We start from the raw sequence: 18475 nt of genomic DNA, 5'->3' as shown, positions 1-18475 counted from the left end.
GTTTGCGTCTAAAAGAATGACGCTAACGCGATCACTCTTTAGACGCAATAACTAAGATGGATTTAATTCCAATCCAAGATCACTTTGCCTGATTTTCCTGATCCCATGGTGTCGAATCCTTGCTGAAACTCATCAACTTTAAAACGATGGGTAATAATTGTGCTGATGTCTAAGCCAGATTGCAACATAGCGATCATCTTGTACCAGGTTTCGAACATTTCTCGTCCGTAAATACCTTTAATGATTAGGCCTTTAAAGATGACTTGGTTCCAGTCAATCAAGGTATCTTTGCTGGGGATGCCGAGCATAGCGATTTTTCCACCATGATTCATGCATTCGAGCATGGCACGAAAGGCGGTATCGTTGCCAGACATTTCCAGACCCACATCAAAGCCTTCAGACATGCCTATTTCACTCATCACGTCTTTTAGCGATTCTCGACTGACGTTGACCGTTCGCGTGGCTCCCATTTTCTTCGCCAAGTCCAAGCGGAAATCATTGACATCCGTTATAACAACATTACGCGCGCCAACATGCTTTGCAATCGCTGCGGCCATGGCGCCTATTGGGCCAGCACCGGTGATGAGCACATCTTCACCAATCAAATCAAACGATAAAGCCGTATGTGTCGCATTGCCGAAAGGGTCTAAAATTGCCGCTATGTCGTCGCTGATATTGTTAGGGATCTTGAAGGCATTGCTTGCGGGGATAACCAAGTATTCTGCAAATGCACCGTTGCGGTTGACTCCTACCCCAAGGGTTTTTCTGCAGAGGTGGCGTCGTCCTGCACGACAATTTCGACAATGTCCGCAGGTGATGTGGCCTTCACCTGAAACGCGATCACCGATTTTAAAGCCTGTTACTTCTGGGCCAATTTCTACGATTTCGCCAACAAATTCGTGTCCTACCGTCATTGGCACTGGAATGGTATTCTGTGCCCAATCATCCCAGTGATAAATATGCATGTCGGTTCCGCAAATAGCCGTTTTGCGTACCTTGATAACCACATCGTTATGACCACATTCTGGGTGAGCAACGTCAGTCATCCAAATGCCTTTTTCGGCATGAAGTTTTGCAAGTGTTTTCATTCTTTATTTCCCTCAATAATGCCCATTTCGCGGCCGATTTTTGCAAAGGCAGTAATGGCGCGATCGAGCTGTTCCGTGGTCAATGATGCGGACATTTGCGTGCGTATTCTTGCTTTTCCCATTGGTACAACGGGGTACGCGAATCCTGTTACGAAAATGCCTTCTTGGTACAACGCATTTGCCATTTCTTGTGCGATCTTTGCGTCGCCTAAAATAACAGGAATGATAGGGTGATCGCCAGCGACAAGATGAAAGCCTAGGGCACTCATTTGAGTGCGAAAATATTGACTGTTTGCTTTTAATTGTTGGCGTGCGGTTGTGCTGTTTTCCAGTGATTTAATGATGCTTAAACTGGTGGCGGTGATAACAGGTGCAAGCGAGTTGGAAAACAGGTAAGGACGAGAGCGCTGGCGTAACCAGTCGACAATGCTTTTGGAAGCGCTGGTATAGCCTCCTGATGCACCACCAAGGGCTTTGCCTAAGGTTCCGGTGAGAATATCTACTCGACCTAGCACATCGCAGTACTCGTGGCTGCCACGACCATTGTCGCCCAAAAAGCCCACCGCATGGGAATCGTCTACCATAACTAAGGCGTCATATTGATCGGCAAGGTCGCAGATGGATGTTAAATCGGCGATAATGCCGTCCATAGAGAACACCCCATCGGTAACGATGAGTTTGGTTTTTGCTCCGTCTTGATCGGCTTGTTGAAGCATGGCTTCCAATTCGGTCATGTCATTATTGGCATAGCGATAACGTTTAGCCTTGCAGAGTCGAATACCATCAATGATGCTGGCGTGATTGAGTGCATCACTAATAACAGCATCCTCTTCTCCTAACAAGGTTTCAAACAACCCTCCGTTCGCATCAAAGCAAGACGAATACAAAATGGTGTCTTCCATTTGTAAAAAGTCACTCAAACTTTTTTCTAACTCAGTATGTATGTCTTGAGTGCCACAAATAAAGCGCACAGAGGCCATGCCATAACCATATTCGTCTAGCGCCTTGTGGGCGGCTTGTGTGACATCATGGTCATTAGCAAGCCCAAGGTAATTATTGGCGCATAAGTTGATTAAAGGGGCGTTGTCCGCGGTTTTGATTTGACTTGCTTGTGGTGTGATAAGAGGGCGCTCTATTTTGTAAAGACCTTCTTGTTTAAGGGATTGGAGTTGATTTTCCAAGTTTTGATAAAAAGCTGATTTGCTCATATTTTGTCCTCTTGTGGAGATGTGTCCTTTTTATTATGAAGTCCTTATCTTATGAGTGTAGGTGGACAGACGGATTGTGAGTAGATGCAGTGACATAGAGAAATGGGCATAACAGTTGTGGGTTGTGGCATGCTGGTCATGTCGCTGCTTCGTCCGTAGAATGAGGGCAAAGATTAAACAAAAAGGAAAAGATATGTTATCAACGGTTCGCTTTAGTGGTCTTGTGTTAGGGACGGCGCTCAGCGCCAGTATAACGGTTCAGGCGCAAGATTATTTGCCCATTCTGCAATACCATCATGTTAGCGTGAGTTCGCCTGCTTCAACGTCAGTGACGCCCGAGCAGTTTACGGAACATATGGATTATCTTAAAAGCTCAGGATTTCAGGTTGTTGATCTACGCTCCGCATTGGATGATTTAAAGGCGAATAAGCCGTTGCCGGACAAAGCCGTTGCTATTTCCTTTGATGATGCATATCAAAGTATTTATCAAGCGGGTTTTCCAATATTAAAAGAAAGAAACTTCCCTTTTACGGTTTTTATCAATACCGAGCCAGTAGAGCGTAACAGTTCAAGCTTTTTGACCTGGGAGCAAATGAAAGAGATGCAAGCCTATGGTGGAGTGTTTGCTAATCATACTGTTAACCATCCTTATATGTTGAGAAAGGAAAGCGGTGAAAGCGACCGTGATTGGCTAGCGCGCATGGAAAAGGAGGTCGATACAGTGGAAGCTCTATTGACGAAGCATTTAGGTCATTCCCCTAAAATGTTGGCTTATCCTTATGGCGAATCAGATCGTCAAATTCGTGCCATGATGAAGGCAAAAGACATTATCGCTTTTGGGCAGCAATCTGGTGTAGTTAGTAGCGATTCAGATTTTGAGAATTTGCCGCGTTTTCCGGCGTCAGGTGTCTACGCTAATTTATCGACGTTAAAAACGAAGTTGGGCGCAAAGCCGATGCCTTTATTGTCCGAGAAGACGGGAGGGGATTATGCAACCAATCAGCCTGTTACCATTCAGTTAACTTTCAAGGAAGGGAAATATCGTTTTAAGGATTTAATCTGTTACGTGTCTGGACAGGGTAAAGCTAAATTAGATTGGGTTTCGGATTTTGAAGTGGTTGCCACTGCAGATAAGCCGTTCGGCGTGGGCCGAGGCCGTATTAATTGCACTATGCCGGACGAATCAGGGCAGCATTACTACTGGTATTCTAATGTTTGGATACGTTCTTCCCCTGAACAAGGCTACGTAAGTGAAAAAAGTTAAACTTTTTTAAAAAAATGTTGCACTGAAATTTCAAATCAGTATTATACACCTCGCTCGCAACGGAGGGGTGGCAGAGCGGTTTAATGCACCGGTCTTGAAAACCGGCGTAGGTTAGTAGCCTACCGAGAGTTCGAATCTCTCCTCCTCCGCCATCTTACTTAGGTAAGTGTGTTGCAGCAAAGATAAAATTAGTTCCTCGATAGCTCAGTTGGTAGAGCAAATGACTGTTAATCATTGGGTCACTGGTTCGAGTCCAGTTCGAGGAGCCATCGGAGTATAGCGCAGTCTGGTAGCGCGCCTGCTTTGGGAGCAGGATGTCGGGGGTTCGAATCCCTCTACTCCGACCATTAATTTTATCATCACCGTTAGTAATGGTGGGCGTAGCTCAGTTGGTAGAGCTATGGATTGTGATTCCATCGGTCGTGGGTTCGAGCCCCATCGTCCACCCCATTACTTGATAGTTGGGTCGTTAGCTCAGTTGGTAGAGCAGTTGACTTTTAATCAATTGGTCACTGGTTCGAATCCAGTACGACCCACCAACTATCTCTTAAAGCTTTTATTCTGTACTAGCCTGATTAATTCCTCGATAGCTCAGTTGGTAGAGCAAATGACTGTTAATCATTGGGTCACTGGTTCGAGTCCAGTTCGAGGAGCCATCGGAGTATAGCGCAGTCTGGTAGCGCGCCTGCTTTGGGAGCAGGATGTCGGGGGTTCGAATCCCTCTACTCCGACCATCAATTAATAAAGAATTCTTCATAGAGCGGGTCGTTAGCTCAGTTGGTAGAGCAGTTGACTTTTAATCAATTGGTCACTGGTTCGAATCCAGTACGACCCACCATTCTATTTTGTCTATTCTCTTCATCTTTTACATTTCTCGTTTTCTCTGTATTTTGAAACTTGCCTTGCTGTTCTTTGTTACGGCTTTTGTCGTGTCTCGTTAAAATATCAAACTTTGTATTTGTGGTTTTGAGTTGGGTGCTAGCTCGTCTCTGGCTTCTTGTGTTGCCCTGATTGTAGAGTAGGTAAGTCTGCTGTTAGTAGCTTCTAGCGTGCTCAGGTGGTTTGCTGCAGCGTTTGATCGCTATTGTGGTTGGCTTTGTTGGATCATTAACTTGTTGTCTTTGGCGGGATTCTTCTTGGGGGGGCTATAGGCGTGGTTTTGCTTAGATGGTATGTTGGTGTCTTGTTTTGTGGGAGTTGTTTGTCGTCTTTTGCTTGCGTGTTGATTTTTGATGTGGTGTTTATGTTCTGTCTGGATGTGTTTAAAATTTGATGTCTTGAGGATTTTTATTGCAGTATGATTTTATAGATAAAAGATTGATCTATAAAGAAAAGAATTAATGGTGGAGGGAGGTGGATTCGAACCACCGAAACTTTCGTGGCAGATTTACAATCTGCTCCCTTTGGCCACTCGGGAACCCCTCCACAGCAGCGCGGCAAATAATATATGCCGCGCTTCTATCTGTAAACACTTTTTTCTATTTTTTTAATAATTTTTCCAGTTTTGCTTTCATGCGCTCTTCTGGCGATAAATTATCATAGGCTTCATCTTCACGGCTTTTTATTGGCTGTGATTTTTGTGACGGCTTGCCTTTTGGGGATGGGGTGCTTTGAGGTTTTTTATTGTGGGCAGGGCGGTCCACTTTAGGTCGATCGGTTGTTTTAGGGCGGTTGAATGGTTTTTTCTCTTTCTTGGGTATCATGGACTCAGGAAGAGCGGCTTCATCATTTACAGCGATGCCTTCAAGATCAACACGAGGCTGTCCTGATAGGAGACACTTCTTATAGCGATCAGAGCGTGTATAAGCGGCTAGAGCACGTTTTTGTTTGCTGGCATTGAAGTCGTCGTCCAATGTCATGTCTTTGTCTATACCAACTTTTAGTGGCTTAGGTTGATTCCAGTCGAACGCTTTAGGATAACGGTCTTCAAGCATTTTTATTAGACGGCGATTATTCTTTTGATTTTTTTGACGTTTTTTTTGTTCAGACGTCAAAGTTGCTGTCTCTGTAGTGCTGTCACTTGCTTGTTGTACGCTAGTGTCGCTATCGACTAGTTTGTCGTCGTCTTGCAAGCCGTTAAGCTCAGTTTGTTGTGTGGTCATGTAATCAATCTGTTCTATTGTCGTGGTTGTGATGCTGCTGTTGTCAGCATGCTCGTGCAATAAATCAAAGTTAAGTTGCTGTTCAACTGGCTTTGTTTTTATTACTTGCTCAGGGGTCGATAGGGCACCCAAGAGATCAAGAGAGTCTTCTATATAGAGCTGTAGTTGATCTTCGGGTGAGCGATCGGCCATATGTTGCAATAAATCCATTGAGGCGCTGTACTCAATGGGAAGGTCGTTCTTTTCCTTTAGTTTTTTTATTTCCTCGTTTGCATTTTCTAGCTGTTTTGTCAGCCAGTTAATTTTCGCTTCGAGTTTGGCAATAAGTTGTTCCATAAAGACACAAGGCTCAGTTTTGTATTGGAGTCAGCGGAATACTGGGGGTATTGCTTGTGCCAATCATCTCTTTTCGCTGATCGTCACTTGGTAGCGTAACGGTAATAGTTTTGTCATTTTGCCACCAAGTGTAAGTTGTTGCGATCACAAAGCTTGCGACGAAAATGGGTGTTAGCTTCATCTTTGTTTTGGGTCTTATTTTTACTTAATTAAAAGGTTAAGCCTGCACCGATCATCACGTGCTTGTCATAAGTATCGCTGCTACTGTTAAGTACTTTTACAAATACGTCTAGTCGAGATACATCTGATATGCCGATACGAAAGCCTGCTTCTGGATAATAGACCGTTTCATCTAAGAATGAGACACCGCCACCGATAAACGACCACATAGGAATACCAGGTAAGATCTGTAATGCTGGTGTTGCGCTGTAGTATCGAGAGCCTATTGTGAGAGCGTTTTCGAATTTTTCCCCAATGACAAAGGACAGTCCGCCATAAAAAGAAATATTCTCTGGCAGAGTGTATTCCATATTGGCCCCAATGATGGAGGTAACGTTTGTTTCTCCATCCGGTGTGGTTGGGCGCGCGGCGGCAGATTCAAAATTTATTAAACTCGCAATTTGACCTTCTGCTGATGCGTTTGCACTGACAAGAACTAAAGCTGCAAGTAAAAGTGGTCTCATTGTTTGTTATCCATTTGGTTGAGGCGATTCAGCATTTGAGAAAGAGAAGACTCCCAGTTCGATTGCTGTTCTTTTGTTTGGTTTAGAGAGTTTTGAATCTCACTTTTTTCTTCGCTAAGTTCATAGTTCTGCATTTCTAATTCTGAAATACGTTTGCGTAATGAACCAATTTCTTCAACGGCTTCGTTGATGCGTTGTTCTAGATGGTGTAGTAGTTCGTTGTTCATTGTATCTGTCCTAAAAATAAAAAAACCGCCATTTTGTGTAAAGGCGTATAGTTGTGAAAATTACCAAGCAATCACGACATCTCGTTGTTGCACGTTAAGTATGTGAGAGTCAACAACGAGCCTCCCCAACAGAGAAGTTAGGTTGGACTTGTTTGATTGTAACACTGATATTGGCATTATTCAGCTGTGTTTGGGTAGACTGTAACTGATTAAATACCTCGTATCGTCGATAAATATTGAATTTATCTCCTTGTTTTATACCCGCTATTGACCCTGCAGATATGTGTATTCTGTTGCCTTCTGTGCGGAAAATATTAGCAATAAAAGGCTGGCATCTAAGCTGTTCACTTGCATCTAATGCGCTTTCTTTTAGCGCTTGTTGGACTACTTTGCCATAATGTACTGACCAAAATTTTGCACTACCAAAGCCAATTCTTGCGTGGTCAGATATGTCCCAGTTGCCGATTTCATTGTATCTGTGTTCAAACAAAAGCGCGCCACTAAAACCATCATAAATGTATATATCGACCACGAAGTTTCTTTCTTTATCGATTTCTTCAGAATCGTCTTTTGCATTTTTGTCATTAGGGTGTCTAAGGTAAACTTCGCTAATGTCTCTAATGACACCACTAATGATGTATTGAACACCAAGCTGCTCACTGATTCTGGTGAGATTAGTTAGTGATCCATCAGCGTTAGTTGAAGAGGGGGCGTTAATAACATCGGGGTAAATAGCAATGTTAGTAGCCGTGAGGGCTTTTAAGTAGCCTTGTCTGTTTATTTCATCGGCTAAGTTTTTGGGCAGCTCTCTTGAGATGTTGCTAAGCTCACCCAATGCCGCTTGTTGTGGAACTTGCAACTCAAATCCAGTGACTCCCACGGTTTTTTTGTAATACCGCGTTGGTCCTGTACTGCATTGGGAGTCGGCGGTCACGTCAACACGGGCAATTACTCTAAGAAAGTCACCGTTTTGTTCTTCTGAGAGGATACGCGCTTTTTGAACATAACCAGAACTACGTATTTCTAAGTTTGATTCTACTTCACCATTATTGAGCCTCGTCTTTAACGTTCACTCTCGAACCAGATTCCAAAACGGCTTGTTTGATGGCTTGTTGAGTGGCTCTGTAACGAGCATCGGCGATATCATTATTATAGATAATGGCTTCACCAACAGCATCAATGCTGTTGGCAAAAGTGGCAATTGGCAAGGTGAGGAATAGGGCAGTAATGAATGCGCGTTTTAAAGTAACCATCGGTTATTCAATGCTGTAAAAATTAGTTGTTGGGGTGGCGTTTTGAACATTAATGGCGCGATAGCCTGGTTGGACTTTGCAATTGGGGTCTGCTTGCACATTGTTAGAGGTTACACATTGACGAAAGTTTTCTTGCAGTGCCATTTCTACCACGGTTTCAAATGTGCCGTCTTCGTGCTCTCTTTGTGAAACGACCTTTGCCCCCACTAAATAAGCATCCACATAGGTTCTTAGCTCGTCATTTTGCATGACCATATTGCTTAGAGAGCTTGAACCATCGATTTTTAGTCCATAAACCCGTTCCGATAGGTTTCGGTAGGCATCCAACATTGAGCTACGCATCGTCATGATACGAGCTTGGGATTGTGTTAGACGCTTACTTGTCATCGTGGCGGCATAACCCGTAGCGGTCACAATAATAGGTTCTTGTTTCACAATGACGACCGTATTGTTGGTGTTAAGCGCGCTGTTTTGCGTGTATGGGGTAGATGGGCTTCCAACAACGTTTCCATTACAAGGTGCAACGGTGGTACAAGGCTGTCCTGTGGCGCTCTGTTGGTTAAGACTTTGACAACCCGCAAGCGTTACTGCACCTATGGCGATTAAAATAATGTTAAATGGTCGTATCATGGTGTGCCCTTTGCCTTTAAGTGTAAGCCTTACGAGGCTTTTATCTTTTGTTGAAAAGCTGAGAGTTCATTGCCTAGCTCTTATTGGGTAATGCCTTATCACAAGTAATAGTGTGCTAGAGGGTTTTTCAGCTTTTCAATATTGTTAGTTTGATCAACAAAATGTAAACCATTTTACGCTCTAGCGTCCATGTTTGCTTGCCTAAAAAGTGTTTTTTATTGATTTTAAATGGCGAATTTGTTTTTTTCTTGTGTCAGATTCGATCATATCAAGGATTTTACGTTGAGGATGTTTTTTCGAGAAGAATCTTTACATGTTTATTTGATGGATGAATGATGAGCCAAGATAGAATATACTGTTTTTTTGTACAGTAAAAATTAGTGTTATGTCATCGAATCGCAAGATTATTCATATTGATGCCGATTGTTTTTACGCCGCAATAGAGATGCGGGACAACCCAAAGTTGCGTGATATTCCTATTGCGATAGGAGGTGCGGCTAGTGGTCGCGGTGTATTGTCAACGGCGAATTACATTGCCCGTGGTTATGGGGTGCGTTCTGCTATGCCAACGTCGGTGGCTACGCGATTGTGTCCTTCGTTACTGGTTCTCCCTGGTGATATGAATAAATATCGCGAAGCATCTTCTCAAATGCAGGCTATTTTTCGAGAGTTTACTTCTATTATTGAGCCGTTGTCGTTAGATGAGGCCTATCTTGATGTGACCGATTCCGAATGCTTTCAAGGAAGTGCAACACGAATAGCGGAGAAAATACGCAGCAGAGTATTAAAAGAGATAGGCATTACTGTGTCTGCTGGGGTGGCAACAAATAAGTTCATTGCAAAGGTAGCCAGTGATTGGGATAAGCCAGACGGCTTAACCATTGTAACGCCAGAAAAGCAGTTCGAATTTGTTTCCTCTATTCCGGTTAAGTTTATTTCTGGAATAGGCCGTGTTGCTCAAGATAAGTTGGCGTCATTAGATGTGTTTACATGCGCTGATCTACAGAAACTGGATTTTGTTGTATTGCAAAAGCATTTTGGCAGCATGGCATTTCGACTGTCTCAATTCGCCTTAGGGATTGATAATCGACCTGTTATGACATCAAGAGAAAGGAAGAGTATCTCTGTAGAGCATACATTTTCGGCCGATCTGCTTGATTTAGCCGCATGCCAAGCTGTTATCCCTAAGCTTTTGATGGAGTTAGAAAGGCGTATGGCAGGACGACATTTTGAAACTCAGTTAAGTAAATATTATTTGAAGATAAAATTTGATAACTTTAAGCAAACTACAATAGAACTGCCTATTAAAAATAAATTATCCAATACTATCTTTTTGACTCTTTTAGAGCAGGCTTATGCTCGATTTCGTCGCCCTGTACGCTTGATTGGTGTGGGGTATCGTTTATCTCCCCCAAAGCCTCAGCAACTGATTTTGCCTTTCTTCTGATTGATTGTGTAAATTATGATCAACTGTTTACTGCTTTACTATACTTAAGTTAAGAACAGTTTGGAGGGGGCGTTATGTTTAAACAAGAGCGTAAGTTTAACGAAGTAAACTTGAATATGCCGGGGCCTTTATCTCAGCGGCTACGATTTGAGGTAGAACAAACTTTGGGGCGTTTGTATGCTGATCCATCGTTGGTCGATCAATTAGATCGTCTGTATTTGCCTTTTGCGAGCTGGCTAAGTGAGAAGGCTCGTGTTGGGCATGGACCATTGGTTGTGGGGCTTGGCGGTGCTCAAGGCTGTGGAAAAACGACTTTTTGCAATGTGATAAGTCGAATAATGAATAAAGGCTTTGAGTTAAATTGTATAGTGCTCAGTTTGGATGACTTATACAGCACTCGTCATGAACGACTTAAATTTGCCAGTCAAACGACTCCGATGTTTTCTGTTCGAGGTGTACCTGGAACGCACGATGTGAGCTTGGCACTAGTGCTTTTTGAAAGGTTGAAAAACCTGAAAGATGGCGAAGTGATGAAGTTTCCTTGCTTTGATAAATCTGTCGATGACCGAAAGCCTGTACATTTATGGCAGGAAGTTCAAGGTCCTGTTGATGTTGTGTTGTTTGAGGGGTGGTGTGTTGGTGCGCCGCCCATGCGAGGCAATATACAGCACCCAATCAATGGACTTGAAGCGGATATGGATGCAGATTGCTTGTGGCGCAATAAGGTTAATCAGCTTTTAAAAGACGATTATAAAAAGTTGTTTGCGAAAATAGATCTCATGGTTTGGATGCAAGCGCCTAGTTATGATGTGGTTTATGGCTGGCGAAACAAACAAGAGCGAGTTCTAGAAAGCCATCTTCATGATATACACGGTGTCTTATTGGATACCATTGATTTAAAAGTGATGTCATCGGATGAGTTGAAGGAGTTTATGCAGTATTACGAAAGGCTGACTCGACATATGTTAGCGGTCATGCCTGAGCGAGCTGATGTGTTGTTCCGATTAAATAGAGAGCAAGGTGTTGTGGAAATGCGATTTCCTATAGAGCATTAGGTTTGGCGGTCATGATTAAGTTCAGATGACAGTCGAGCGATAAATGGCAAATATGATAGGCTATGGCAAACTGCTATAGCCTATTTTTTTGGAGTGTTAAAAATGACTGAATTATTGCCATCTGTTCTTGTTGAAACGAGCGATCAACCTGATGCAGCCATTATTTGGTTGCATGGTCTTGGGTCGGATGGTCATGATTTTGAGTCTTTGGTTCCCGCCTTGTCTTTGTTGCCTACGCTAAAGGTCCGTTTTGTGTTTCCTCATGCGCCGCGCCGTCCTGTAACGGTCAACGGAGGTATGATGATGCGAGCTTGGTATGACATTTACGAAATGACGTTAGAGCGAAAAGTGGATTTGGCTAATATTGCAGAATCCAGTTGTCAGATTGAGCAATTGATACAGGATCAAATTAATCAAGGTATCGCCCCAAATCGTATTGTATTAGCGGGCTTTTCTCAGGGTGGCGTTATTGCTTATCAGACGGCACTTCAATCTAAGCATGTATTGGCAGGTGTTTTAGCATTATCGACTTATTTGGTTAATGCTAATGAGGTGGTTGAAGCGGATGTTTGTCCTAATGGTCATACTCCTATTCTCATTCATCACGGTTTGCAAGATCCAGTGGTTGCGCCAGTTTTAGCGGTGCAAGCAAAAGATTGCCTGTTATCCAAGGGATATTCTGTGTCATATCAGACTTATAATATGCCTCATTCAGTTTGCCCTGAGCAGGCGCAAGATATTTCGCACTGGCTAAATACTGTATTAGCTTAGTGTTAATAAGTAGGAAACGTTAGGAGTTCTTTGTGTCCAACAACTATACCGAGTGGTTAGAGTTTGCGAAAAACCTTGCTATAAAAGCAGGCGATATGATTGCGGAAGCGCGTAAGAACTCAAGTTTCGTGCGTGATTATAAAATGGACCATGAGTTAGTGACTTCGACTGACATTGCGGTAGATCAGTTTATTTGCGGTCGTATTCGTGAGCATTATCCTAAGCATTCTATTTTATCAGAAGAGTCATCTCCTCATATGGACCTTAGTGCTATTGCCGACAATGTGCCTGTGTGGGTGATTGATCCAATTGATGGTACGGTGAATTTTGCCCATGGGCATCACCATGTCGCGGTTTCAATTGGTCTTTATGTCGGCAGAGAGCGTATTTTAGGGGTTGTGAACGCGCCATTTTTAGGGGAATGCTTCTGGGCGTTAAAAGGTTCAGGTGCCTTTTGTAATGGCAAACCTTTGGCTGTTTCTGGTGCAAAACAGTTAAGGAATGCGTTGGTAGCAACGGGGTTTCCTTATCAAAAAACAGCGTTATTGCCGATTGTAGATCGTGTATCACGTATTTTGCATCATTGTCAGGATATTCGTCGCAATGGCTCGGCTGCACTGGATTTGTGTTGGGTGGCGGCTGGACGTTTAGATGCTTATTTTGAAAGTGTGAAACCTTGGGATATGGTGGCTGGAGCGTTAATTGCGGAAGAGTCGGGGGCGGTCGTGGGATATTATTTACCCCATACTTCAATTTGGCCTGAAGTGGTTAATGGAGAAGGGTTAATTGTGTCGACGCCTCACTTGTTTAAAGAGCTTCTGGTCTTGATACGTTGTGAAAAATAGACTGGGACTTTGAGGGTTTTATGTTTATTAATATGCCGTAAAAACAAGCATAACAATATGCATTTATATCTGAACAGCGTGGGTGATGGGTTGCATTAATCGCAACTTGGTATACTTAAGTCTTCGCTTGATTACTATTTATTTTGATTGGATTGATTATGTCTTTTACTGCTTTTTTGATTATGTTGCTGTGTTCATTGCTTGTTATCGTGGCTTCGCTTTGGTTTATTCGGCATCAGCTTAAATTAAATAAAATACGAGAAGAGAAGGTTCAAGCAGGAGAAGACCGCTTTCTTGAAGAGCGTCAAAAAAGGATTGATAGTATCAGGGTGTTGTTGAGTGTGGCTGGGACTGATGAGGTTAATTGGATTGAAGCCAGCATTCGAATCAAAAATTTATTGGATCAGTTGAGTGAAGATTTGTCGGAACATGACGATATTTCCGCTTTTTACATTATGGCTGAAAAAACACAGCACATTCCAACCCACGAGCAGTGGGGGAGTTTGCCAAAATCTGCGAAAATAAAATTTCGACGAGAAATGGATGGATATGAAACGGAATACGCTGAGCATTTGCTGCGGGCGAAAGCATCGCTAATGGCTCATGATTTCAAATAATGTTTATTCAACTGCTGGTTTCTATTGTTTTCTTATTTTTATTGCTGATTTTGTTGGTGTTGTTTTTTATTCGTCATCAATCGAAAGTACCTTATTATAGGTTAACACAAGAGCAGTGTGTTGCTTTGCTTAAAAGGGCGATACAGGGTGTTTTGCCTGAATATGAATGGCATGCCTTTCTTGGTATGACGGTGAGAGACGATGATGCACTGGATGAATTAAGAGAGCGGTGTTTGCTGATTGATGAGTTTGGAATAAAAGGGACGCAATTAATAAATGGTCAGTTTTGTATCTCTTTTAACAAAAAAGGGTTATCACAGCTGGAATTGTTACTTGATGAGTGGCAGCATAAATTACACTATTTGGTCTGAGGCCATTGGCACGGTTGTCGTGAAAAAGGTCTAAATTTTAAAATGGAAGAGCATAGGGTTTAAACATTATGAATGAGTTAGAGGCGTTGTTTGAGCAGGGATCTGAGTGGATGCCTTGGTTAGTTGATACAGTGATTAATTTATCGATTGGTCTCATTGTTTTTTTTGTGGGCAAATTTGTTGCCGCCAAAGTGTCTCATTGGTGTGAAAAACGCTTACTCAAAGCGTCTGTTGATCAAGCGGTGGCGGGCTTCGCATCGAGCATTTTATATGCTTTGATGTTTGCTGGTGTGGCTTTAATGGCGCTGGGGCAAATCGGTGTTGAAACGACCTCTTTTATTGCCATTCTTGGTGCGGCCGGCCTAGCCGTTGGTTTGGCTTTGCAAGGTTCTTTGTCTAACTTTGCGTCGGGTGTGCTTATTATTTTATTGCGCCCGTTTCGGTCGGGTGACTTTATTGATGCTGGTGGCCAAATGGGCACAGTGAATCGTATAGAGCTATTTCATACATATCTTAAAACACCAGATAATCGCGTTATTATCATGCCAAATTCGTCGATCATGGACGGTTCTATTGTGAACTTTTCGCGTGAAGCCACTCGTCGTCTCGACCTTGTAATTGGTATCAGTTATGACGCAGATATCCGTTTGGCAAAACAGATTATGGAAGACATTGTGAGTGCTGACGAGCGTATTCTAAAAGAGCCTTCTTGTTTAATTGCCGTGTCTGAATTGGCTGACAGTTCAGTCAATTTCTTCTTGCGACCTTGGGTGGCTTCTGGAGATTATTGGGCTGTGCGCGCCGATCTCTTAGAGAAAATTAAATACGCTTTTGATGAGCGTGGTGTCGGTATTCCATACCCTCAAATGGATGTTCACGTGCACAAGCAAGAATCTTAAGCTTATATGGTGTAATTTCTTAGCACTATAACGCTCATAATGCCGCCAAGTAATCATTGGCGGCATTTTTGTTTTTACTGTTGTTTTTAATCATTGAAAAGGTGGCTATTAATGAGTCGATATCGTCCCCCTTCACCACCAAAATCTGCTTATATTACTCAAGAAGGTGCTCAGGCTCTGTTGGCAGAGCTAAAATATTTGTGGAAAGAGAAGCGTCCTGCCGTGACTGAAACTGTTCGGGAGGCTGCTGCACAAGGTGACCGTTCAGAGAATGCCGAGTATATTTATGGCAAAAAACAGCTGCGTGAAATTGACCGTCGCGTACGTTATTTAGAGAAGCGTTTAGACATTTGTACGGTTGTTGATCGCTTTCCTAGCGATCAACAACGAGTGTTTTTTGGTGCTTGGGTGACACTAGAAGATGAAATGGGAAGCATAAAAGAGTATCGAATTGTTGGGCCAGATGAACTGGACCATAATCCAAATTATATCAGTATTGATTCTCCGGTGGCCGGGCTTTACTCAAAAAGCAAGAAGGGGATGAGGTGGTTATTCGCCTTGCCGGTGGAGAGAAAACCTACCTTATTGATGCTGTTGAGTACCGACAAGTAACAGCATGACTATTTATTACGGTATGGCACAATGGCAACATCCAGCTTGGGTGAATTGGCTCTATGCTGCTTCTTTATCCGCTGGAGATAGAATTGGTCGATATTCGCAAGTGTTTTCAACGGTTGAAGTTGGCAGTACTTTTTATACTAAAGTCGATGATACTCAGTTATTGCGTTGGTATAACTCAGTTGGCGAAGGGTTTAAATTTAGCTTTAAAGCACCGCAAACAGTAACGCATCGATTATTGGAACGTCCATGGCTTGATGTTCAGCAGGATTGGGTGGCCTTTATGCTTTCGCTGCAACCGCTACAGAATAAGCTTGGCCCAACTATGCTACAATTTCCTGCAATATGTGATGAGCGGGCTTTAGATGCTATTTTGGCGTTGTGTGATATGTGGACGCTTTCTACACCTTTGTCTGTAGAGGTGCGAAACTTAGCTTATTTTGATAAGGCTCATATCGAGCCGCGTTTTTTAGCTGGCTTGTCCGATCGTCATGTAAATCGTGTGGTGATGGATTCTAGGCCAGTTTTTTCTACGGAAGCTTATTGTGAAAGTCTGGTTGATGCTCAGAAGAAAAAGCCGAGAGTGCCTTGTCATCCCGTTGCGACTGCGAGTCATCCAGTTGTGCGTTTTATTGGTCATCCGGATTTGCCGCGTAATGAATTGTGGTTAGATCAGTGGGCGGCTAAATTGTCTCAGTGGCTATCTGAAGGACTCACGCCAAGTGTGTTTGTGCATTCATCGGATAATATCGCGGCGCCCACTCTAGCGGCACAATTGGATAAAAAGGTCCGTTTATTAACACCCAATTATCAGAGCGCTTTACTTCTGCCGCAAAGTCAGGAGCAGGCTAGCTTTTGGTGAGCTTAATAAGTTGAGTTTTTGCTTTTGTAGAGCTGTTGGAAAATAGTATGTATTCGTTAGTGTTTTATGTACCTGAGTCTCATTTAGAATCTGTCAAACAAGCTGTGTTTTCGGCTGGTGCAGGTTCAATGGGAAACTATGATTCTTGTTGTTGGCAAGTAAAAGGGCAGGGGCAGTTTAGGCCGAAAAAAGGAGCGGCACCTTTTCTTGGTAAGGTCGATGAATTAGAGCTTGTTGATGAATATCGGGTGGAAATGGTGTTGAGTGAGGAAGTTAAGGCGAGTGTTTTGGCGGCTTTGTTGTTAGCGCACCCCTATGAAGAGGTGGCCTACCATTTTATTCAGATACAGTGTTAAAGTGAATGGTGTCTTCATGAAAACCGTACTGGCCTTTTTTGTGGTCAGCAATGAAAAATTCTATGGTTTTAGAAACACTACTGAACGCCAGTTCATCCCAAGGTATTTCGTCCAGCCCAAACAGTGCAACTTCGGAGCCTCTCTTCTGTTGCATGAAAGTCGTCCTTTTCTAATTCTGCGATATAAAAAAGATGAACTTGGTTGATTCTAGGGATGCTGATCATGCTAAAGGCTTGTTTACAGATTGCCGTGGAGCCACTTTCTTCTAGTGTTTCACGCAGAGCACCTTCGCGGGTGGTTTCTTGGTTTTCCATAAACCCGGCAGGTAAAGTCCAGAAGCCAAGGCGTGGCTCTATATTGCGTCGACATAATAAGACTTTGCCGTCAAATATGGGTATTGTTCCTGTGATCAGCCTAGGATTGTCGTAATCGATATGCTCGCAATTTGGGCACACCGCTCTGATGCGATTATCACCAGATGGAATGGTCATGTTGACGGAATGACCACATTGCGGGCAGTATCTCATGAGTTTTTCCTTAACGCTTTAATTGGAGTTTTGCGTATTTGACGACTTTGTCTTCAATTTCTTGGATTTCAATCATGTAATGTCCGACCCATAGGCTAATAGGGTGCTCAGGGATAAACTCCAGTGTTTCAATAATGAGGCCATTTAATGTTTTTGGTCCATTTGTCGGCAAGTGCCAATTAAGCGTTTTATTGATTTCGCGGATGTGCGTTGATCCTTCTATTCTAAAAGAGCCATCATCGAGACTTTGTATCTCTTCTTCTTCGTCTAGTGTTGGTGGTGTAAATTCACCAACGATTTCCTCCAGCACGTCTTCTAAGGCTGCTATGCCTTGCACGTCTCCGTACTCATCCACTACGATTCCCATTTGTTGGTGATCCTTTTGGAAATTGAGTAGCACCGTGTTTAATGATGTGCTTTCTGGAATGAAATAAGGTTCAACCGTTGCTTTTAACAAGGCCGCTTTGGATGGCATTGGGTCGCGTAAAAACATGGCTGCATGTCGTGCGTGTAGGATACCGATTATTTTGTTTATTTCGCCATTGTAGACAGGCATGCGTGTGTGTCTGCTTTGGCAGATCTGTTCAATGATTTCTTCTATCGAGTCTTCAAGGTCAATACCGATGACTTCGTTTTTAGGAATCATGATGTCTTCAACAGAGACTTTTTCTAAATCTAATATAGACAGCAGCATTTCTTGGTGGGCTGCAGGTATTAAGCCGCTTGCCTCGTTGACAACAGTTCTTAGTTCCTCAGAATCTAAAGTGTCATGATTGGTTTGAGAGGCATGAACGCCAATTAAGCGTAACAGTCCATTTGACAGTGTGTTGACTATAAACACGAGTGGATACAAGGCTTTTAGCAAAACAGACAAAACCCATGATGCGGGGAAAGCGATTTTTTCTGGGTGTATAGCGGCTAGTGTTTTTGGTGTGACTTCAGCGAAGATCAAAATCACCATGGTGAGTGCGCCGGTTGCTATGGCAACACCAGCATCACCCCAAAGACGAACGGCAATGATAGTGGCAATAGCAGAGGAGAGGATATTTACAAAATTGTTACCAATTAATATAACACCAATGAGTCTGTCAGGGCGCTCTAATAAGGTGCTTACTTTCATTGCGGAACGGTTCTTGCTCTTCACCAGATGTTTCAGTCGATATTTGTTTAACGACAACATCCCTGTTTCGGAACTCGAAAAGAAAGCGGACAGTATGATTAGACAAAAAAGTGTTCCACCAAGAACACTTAAGGGGATATCGTTCAAAAAGGGATCGCCTCAGTTATGTAGATAAAAGGATTATTCGTATTTAGGA

General features: G+C 43.0%; 21 protein-coding genes, 9 tRNA genes and 1 pseudogene. 19 read left to right on the top strand and 12 right to left on the bottom strand.

Features of this window, described 5'->3' with window-relative positions; translation table 11 throughout:
* Window positions 1–62 precede the first annotated feature (62 nt).
* Together tdh and AC0L6V_RS14195 are read right to left on the bottom strand one after the other, a co-directional pair.
* Entirely contained in the window at window positions 63–1088 is a 1026-nt protein-coding gene (tdh, locus tag AC0L6V_RS14200; RefSeq protein WP_265217839.1) for an L-threonine 3-dehydrogenase, read from the bottom strand.
* Window positions 1085–2296 (bottom strand): glycine C-acetyltransferase, encoded by a 1212-nt coding sequence (locus AC0L6V_RS14195; protein WP_265217838.1) that lies wholly within the window; start codon window positions 2294–2296, stop codon window positions 1085–1087. Before AC0L6V_RS14195 ends, tdh begins: the two co-directional genes overlap by 4 nt.
* 193 nt (window positions 2297–2489) lie before the next feature.
* Between AC0L6V_RS14195 and AC0L6V_RS14190 the strand changes: the two genes are divergently transcribed.
* The 9 genes from AC0L6V_RS14190 (at window position 2490) to AC0L6V_RS14150 (ending at window position 4398) form a co-directional block, all read left to right on the top strand.
* Complete coding sequence (locus AC0L6V_RS14190; RefSeq protein WP_265217837.1) at window positions 2490–3560, top strand: polysaccharide deacetylase family protein; 1071 nt, start codon at window positions 2490–2492, stop codon at window positions 3558–3560.
* A gap of 61 nt (window positions 3561–3621) precedes the next feature.
* Window positions 3622–3712, top strand: a tRNA-Ser gene (locus AC0L6V_RS14185).
* Between the two features lie 41 nt (window positions 3713–3753).
* Window positions 3754–3829: transfer RNA gene (locus tag AC0L6V_RS14180), tRNA-Asn, on the top strand.
* Window position 3830: 1 nt separating this feature from the next.
* Window positions 3831–3907: transfer RNA gene (locus AC0L6V_RS14175), tRNA-Pro, on the top strand.
* A 27-nt stretch (window positions 3908–3934) separates the two neighbouring features.
* A tRNA-His gene (locus AC0L6V_RS14170) sits at window positions 3935–4010 on the top strand.
* Between the two features lie 13 nt (window positions 4011–4023).
* Window positions 4024–4099 (top strand) — tRNA-Lys (locus AC0L6V_RS14165).
* 41 nt (window positions 4100–4140) lie between these two features.
* Window positions 4141–4216 (top strand) — tRNA-Asn (locus AC0L6V_RS14160).
* A gap of 1 nt (window position 4217) precedes the next feature.
* Window positions 4218–4294: transfer RNA gene (locus AC0L6V_RS14155), tRNA-Pro, on the top strand.
* A 28-nt stretch (window positions 4295–4322) separates the two neighbouring features.
* Window positions 4323–4398 (top strand) — tRNA-Lys (locus tag AC0L6V_RS14150).
* Window positions 4399–4901: 503 nt separating this feature from the next.
* Here AC0L6V_RS14150 and AC0L6V_RS14145 read toward each other — a convergent pair.
* The 8 genes from AC0L6V_RS14145 to AC0L6V_RS14110 form a co-directional block, all read right to left on the bottom strand.
* A tRNA-Tyr gene (locus tag AC0L6V_RS14145) sits at window positions 4902–4985 on the bottom strand.
* A gap of 53 nt (window positions 4986–5038) precedes the next feature.
* On the bottom strand, window positions 5039–5998 hold the full coding sequence (locus AC0L6V_RS14140) for a ProQ/FinO family protein (RefSeq protein ID WP_265217836.1): 960 nt from the start codon (window positions 5996–5998) through the stop codon (window positions 5039–5041).
* Window positions 5999–6011: 13 nt separating this feature from the next.
* Window positions 6012–6179: a hypothetical protein gene (locus AC0L6V_RS14135; RefSeq protein ID WP_265217835.1), complete on the bottom strand. Its 168-nt coding sequence runs from the start codon at window positions 6177–6179 to the stop codon at window positions 6012–6014.
* A gap of 28 nt (window positions 6180–6207) precedes the next feature.
* Complete coding sequence (locus AC0L6V_RS14130; RefSeq protein WP_265217834.1) at window positions 6208–6681, bottom strand: hypothetical protein; 474 nt, start codon at window positions 6679–6681, stop codon at window positions 6208–6210.
* Window positions 6678–6908, bottom strand: a complete 231-nt coding sequence (locus AC0L6V_RS14125) for a cell division protein ZapB (RefSeq protein ID WP_111608127.1) — start codon at window positions 6906–6908, stop codon at window positions 6678–6680. The genes AC0L6V_RS14130 and AC0L6V_RS14125 overlap by 4 nt, the downstream gene beginning before the upstream one ends.
* A 109-nt stretch (window positions 6909–7017) precedes the next feature.
* Complete coding sequence (locus AC0L6V_RS14120) at window positions 7018–7842, bottom strand: flagella assembly protein FlgT middle domain-containing protein (RefSeq protein WP_265217833.1); 825 nt, start codon at window positions 7840–7842, stop codon at window positions 7018–7020.
* Between the two features lie 112 nt (window positions 7843–7954).
* The gene (locus AC0L6V_RS14115; RefSeq protein WP_418138372.1) at window positions 7955–8161 is read right to left on the bottom strand and encodes a flagellar assembly protein T N-terminal domain-containing protein; all 207 of its coding nucleotides are present in this window, start codon (window positions 8159–8161) and stop codon (window positions 7955–7957) included.
* A 3-nt stretch (window positions 8162–8164) separates the two neighbouring features.
* Entirely contained in the window at window positions 8165–8791 is a 627-nt protein-coding gene (locus AC0L6V_RS14110) for an LPP20 family lipoprotein (RefSeq protein WP_265217831.1), read from the bottom strand.
* A 385-nt stretch (window positions 8792–9176) separates the two neighbouring features.
* On the opposite strand from AC0L6V_RS14110, the gene dinB reads away from it, so the two are divergent.
* From dinB to AC0L6V_RS14060, 10 genes and pseudogenes are all read left to right on the top strand, one after another.
* A complete protein-coding gene (gene dinB, locus AC0L6V_RS14105; protein ID WP_265217830.1) occupies window positions 9177–10238 on the top strand; it encodes a DNA polymerase IV in 1062 nt (353 codons plus the stop codon).
* Window positions 10239–10312: 74 nt separating this feature from the next.
* Complete coding sequence (locus tag AC0L6V_RS14100; protein WP_265217829.1) at window positions 10313–11293, top strand: hypothetical protein; 981 nt, start codon at window positions 10313–10315, stop codon at window positions 11291–11293.
* Between the two features lie 102 nt (window positions 11294–11395).
* On the top strand, window positions 11396–12064 hold the full coding sequence (locus AC0L6V_RS14095) for an alpha/beta hydrolase (RefSeq protein WP_265217828.1): 669 nt from the start codon (window positions 11396–11398) through the stop codon (window positions 12062–12064).
* A gap of 32 nt (window positions 12065–12096) precedes the next feature.
* Window positions 12097–12909, top strand: a complete 813-nt coding sequence (locus AC0L6V_RS14090; protein WP_265217827.1) for an inositol monophosphatase family protein — start codon at window positions 12097–12099, stop codon at window positions 12907–12909.
* A 158-nt stretch (window positions 12910–13067) separates the two neighbouring features.
* A complete protein-coding gene (locus AC0L6V_RS14085) occupies window positions 13068–13526 on the top strand; it encodes a DUF2489 domain-containing protein (protein ID WP_265217826.1) in 459 nt (152 codons plus the stop codon).
* Window positions 13526–13897 carry a hypothetical protein gene (locus tag AC0L6V_RS14080; protein WP_265217825.1) on the top strand — a complete coding sequence of 124 codons (372 nt, stop codon included), beginning with the start codon at window positions 13526–13528 and terminating at the stop codon, window positions 13895–13897. The genes AC0L6V_RS14085 and AC0L6V_RS14080 overlap by 1 nt, the downstream gene beginning before the upstream one ends.
* Before the next feature lie 68 nt (window positions 13898–13965).
* Complete coding sequence (locus AC0L6V_RS14075; RefSeq protein WP_265217824.1) at window positions 13966–14796, top strand: mechanosensitive ion channel family protein; 831 nt, start codon at window positions 13966–13968, stop codon at window positions 14794–14796.
* 111 nt (window positions 14797–14907) lie between these two features.
* Window positions 14908–15416: pseudogene (greB, locus tag AC0L6V_RS14070) on the top strand (transcription elongation factor GreB).
* Window positions 15413–16276 carry a DUF72 domain-containing protein gene (locus tag AC0L6V_RS14065; RefSeq protein ID WP_265217823.1) on the top strand — a complete coding sequence of 288 codons (864 nt, stop codon included), beginning with the start codon at window positions 15413–15415 and terminating at the stop codon, window positions 16274–16276. Before greB ends, AC0L6V_RS14065 begins: the two are co-directional and overlap by 4 nt.
* A 47-nt stretch (window positions 16277–16323) precedes the next feature.
* Window positions 16324–16632 carry a YqfO family protein gene (locus tag AC0L6V_RS14060; RefSeq protein ID WP_265217822.1) on the top strand — a complete coding sequence of 103 codons (309 nt, stop codon included), beginning with the start codon at window positions 16324–16326 and terminating at the stop codon, window positions 16630–16632.
* A 92-nt stretch (window positions 16633–16724) separates the two neighbouring features.
* Here AC0L6V_RS14060 and AC0L6V_RS14055 read toward each other — a convergent pair whose 3' ends face one another.
* Together AC0L6V_RS14055 and AC0L6V_RS14050 are read right to left on the bottom strand one after the other, a co-directional pair.
* Window positions 16725–17159, bottom strand: a complete 435-nt coding sequence (locus tag AC0L6V_RS14055) for an NUDIX hydrolase (RefSeq protein WP_418138371.1) — start codon at window positions 17157–17159, stop codon at window positions 16725–16727.
* 10 nt (window positions 17160–17169) lie between these two features.
* Complete coding sequence (locus AC0L6V_RS14050; protein ID WP_265217820.1) at window positions 17170–18426, bottom strand: HlyC/CorC family transporter; 1257 nt, start codon at window positions 18424–18426, stop codon at window positions 17170–17172.
* Window positions 18427–18475: the final 49 nt, after the last annotated feature.

Source organism: Marinomonas sp. G8-14 (assembly GCF_055808935.1).
This window is presented reverse-complemented; position numbering and strand designations above follow the sequence as displayed.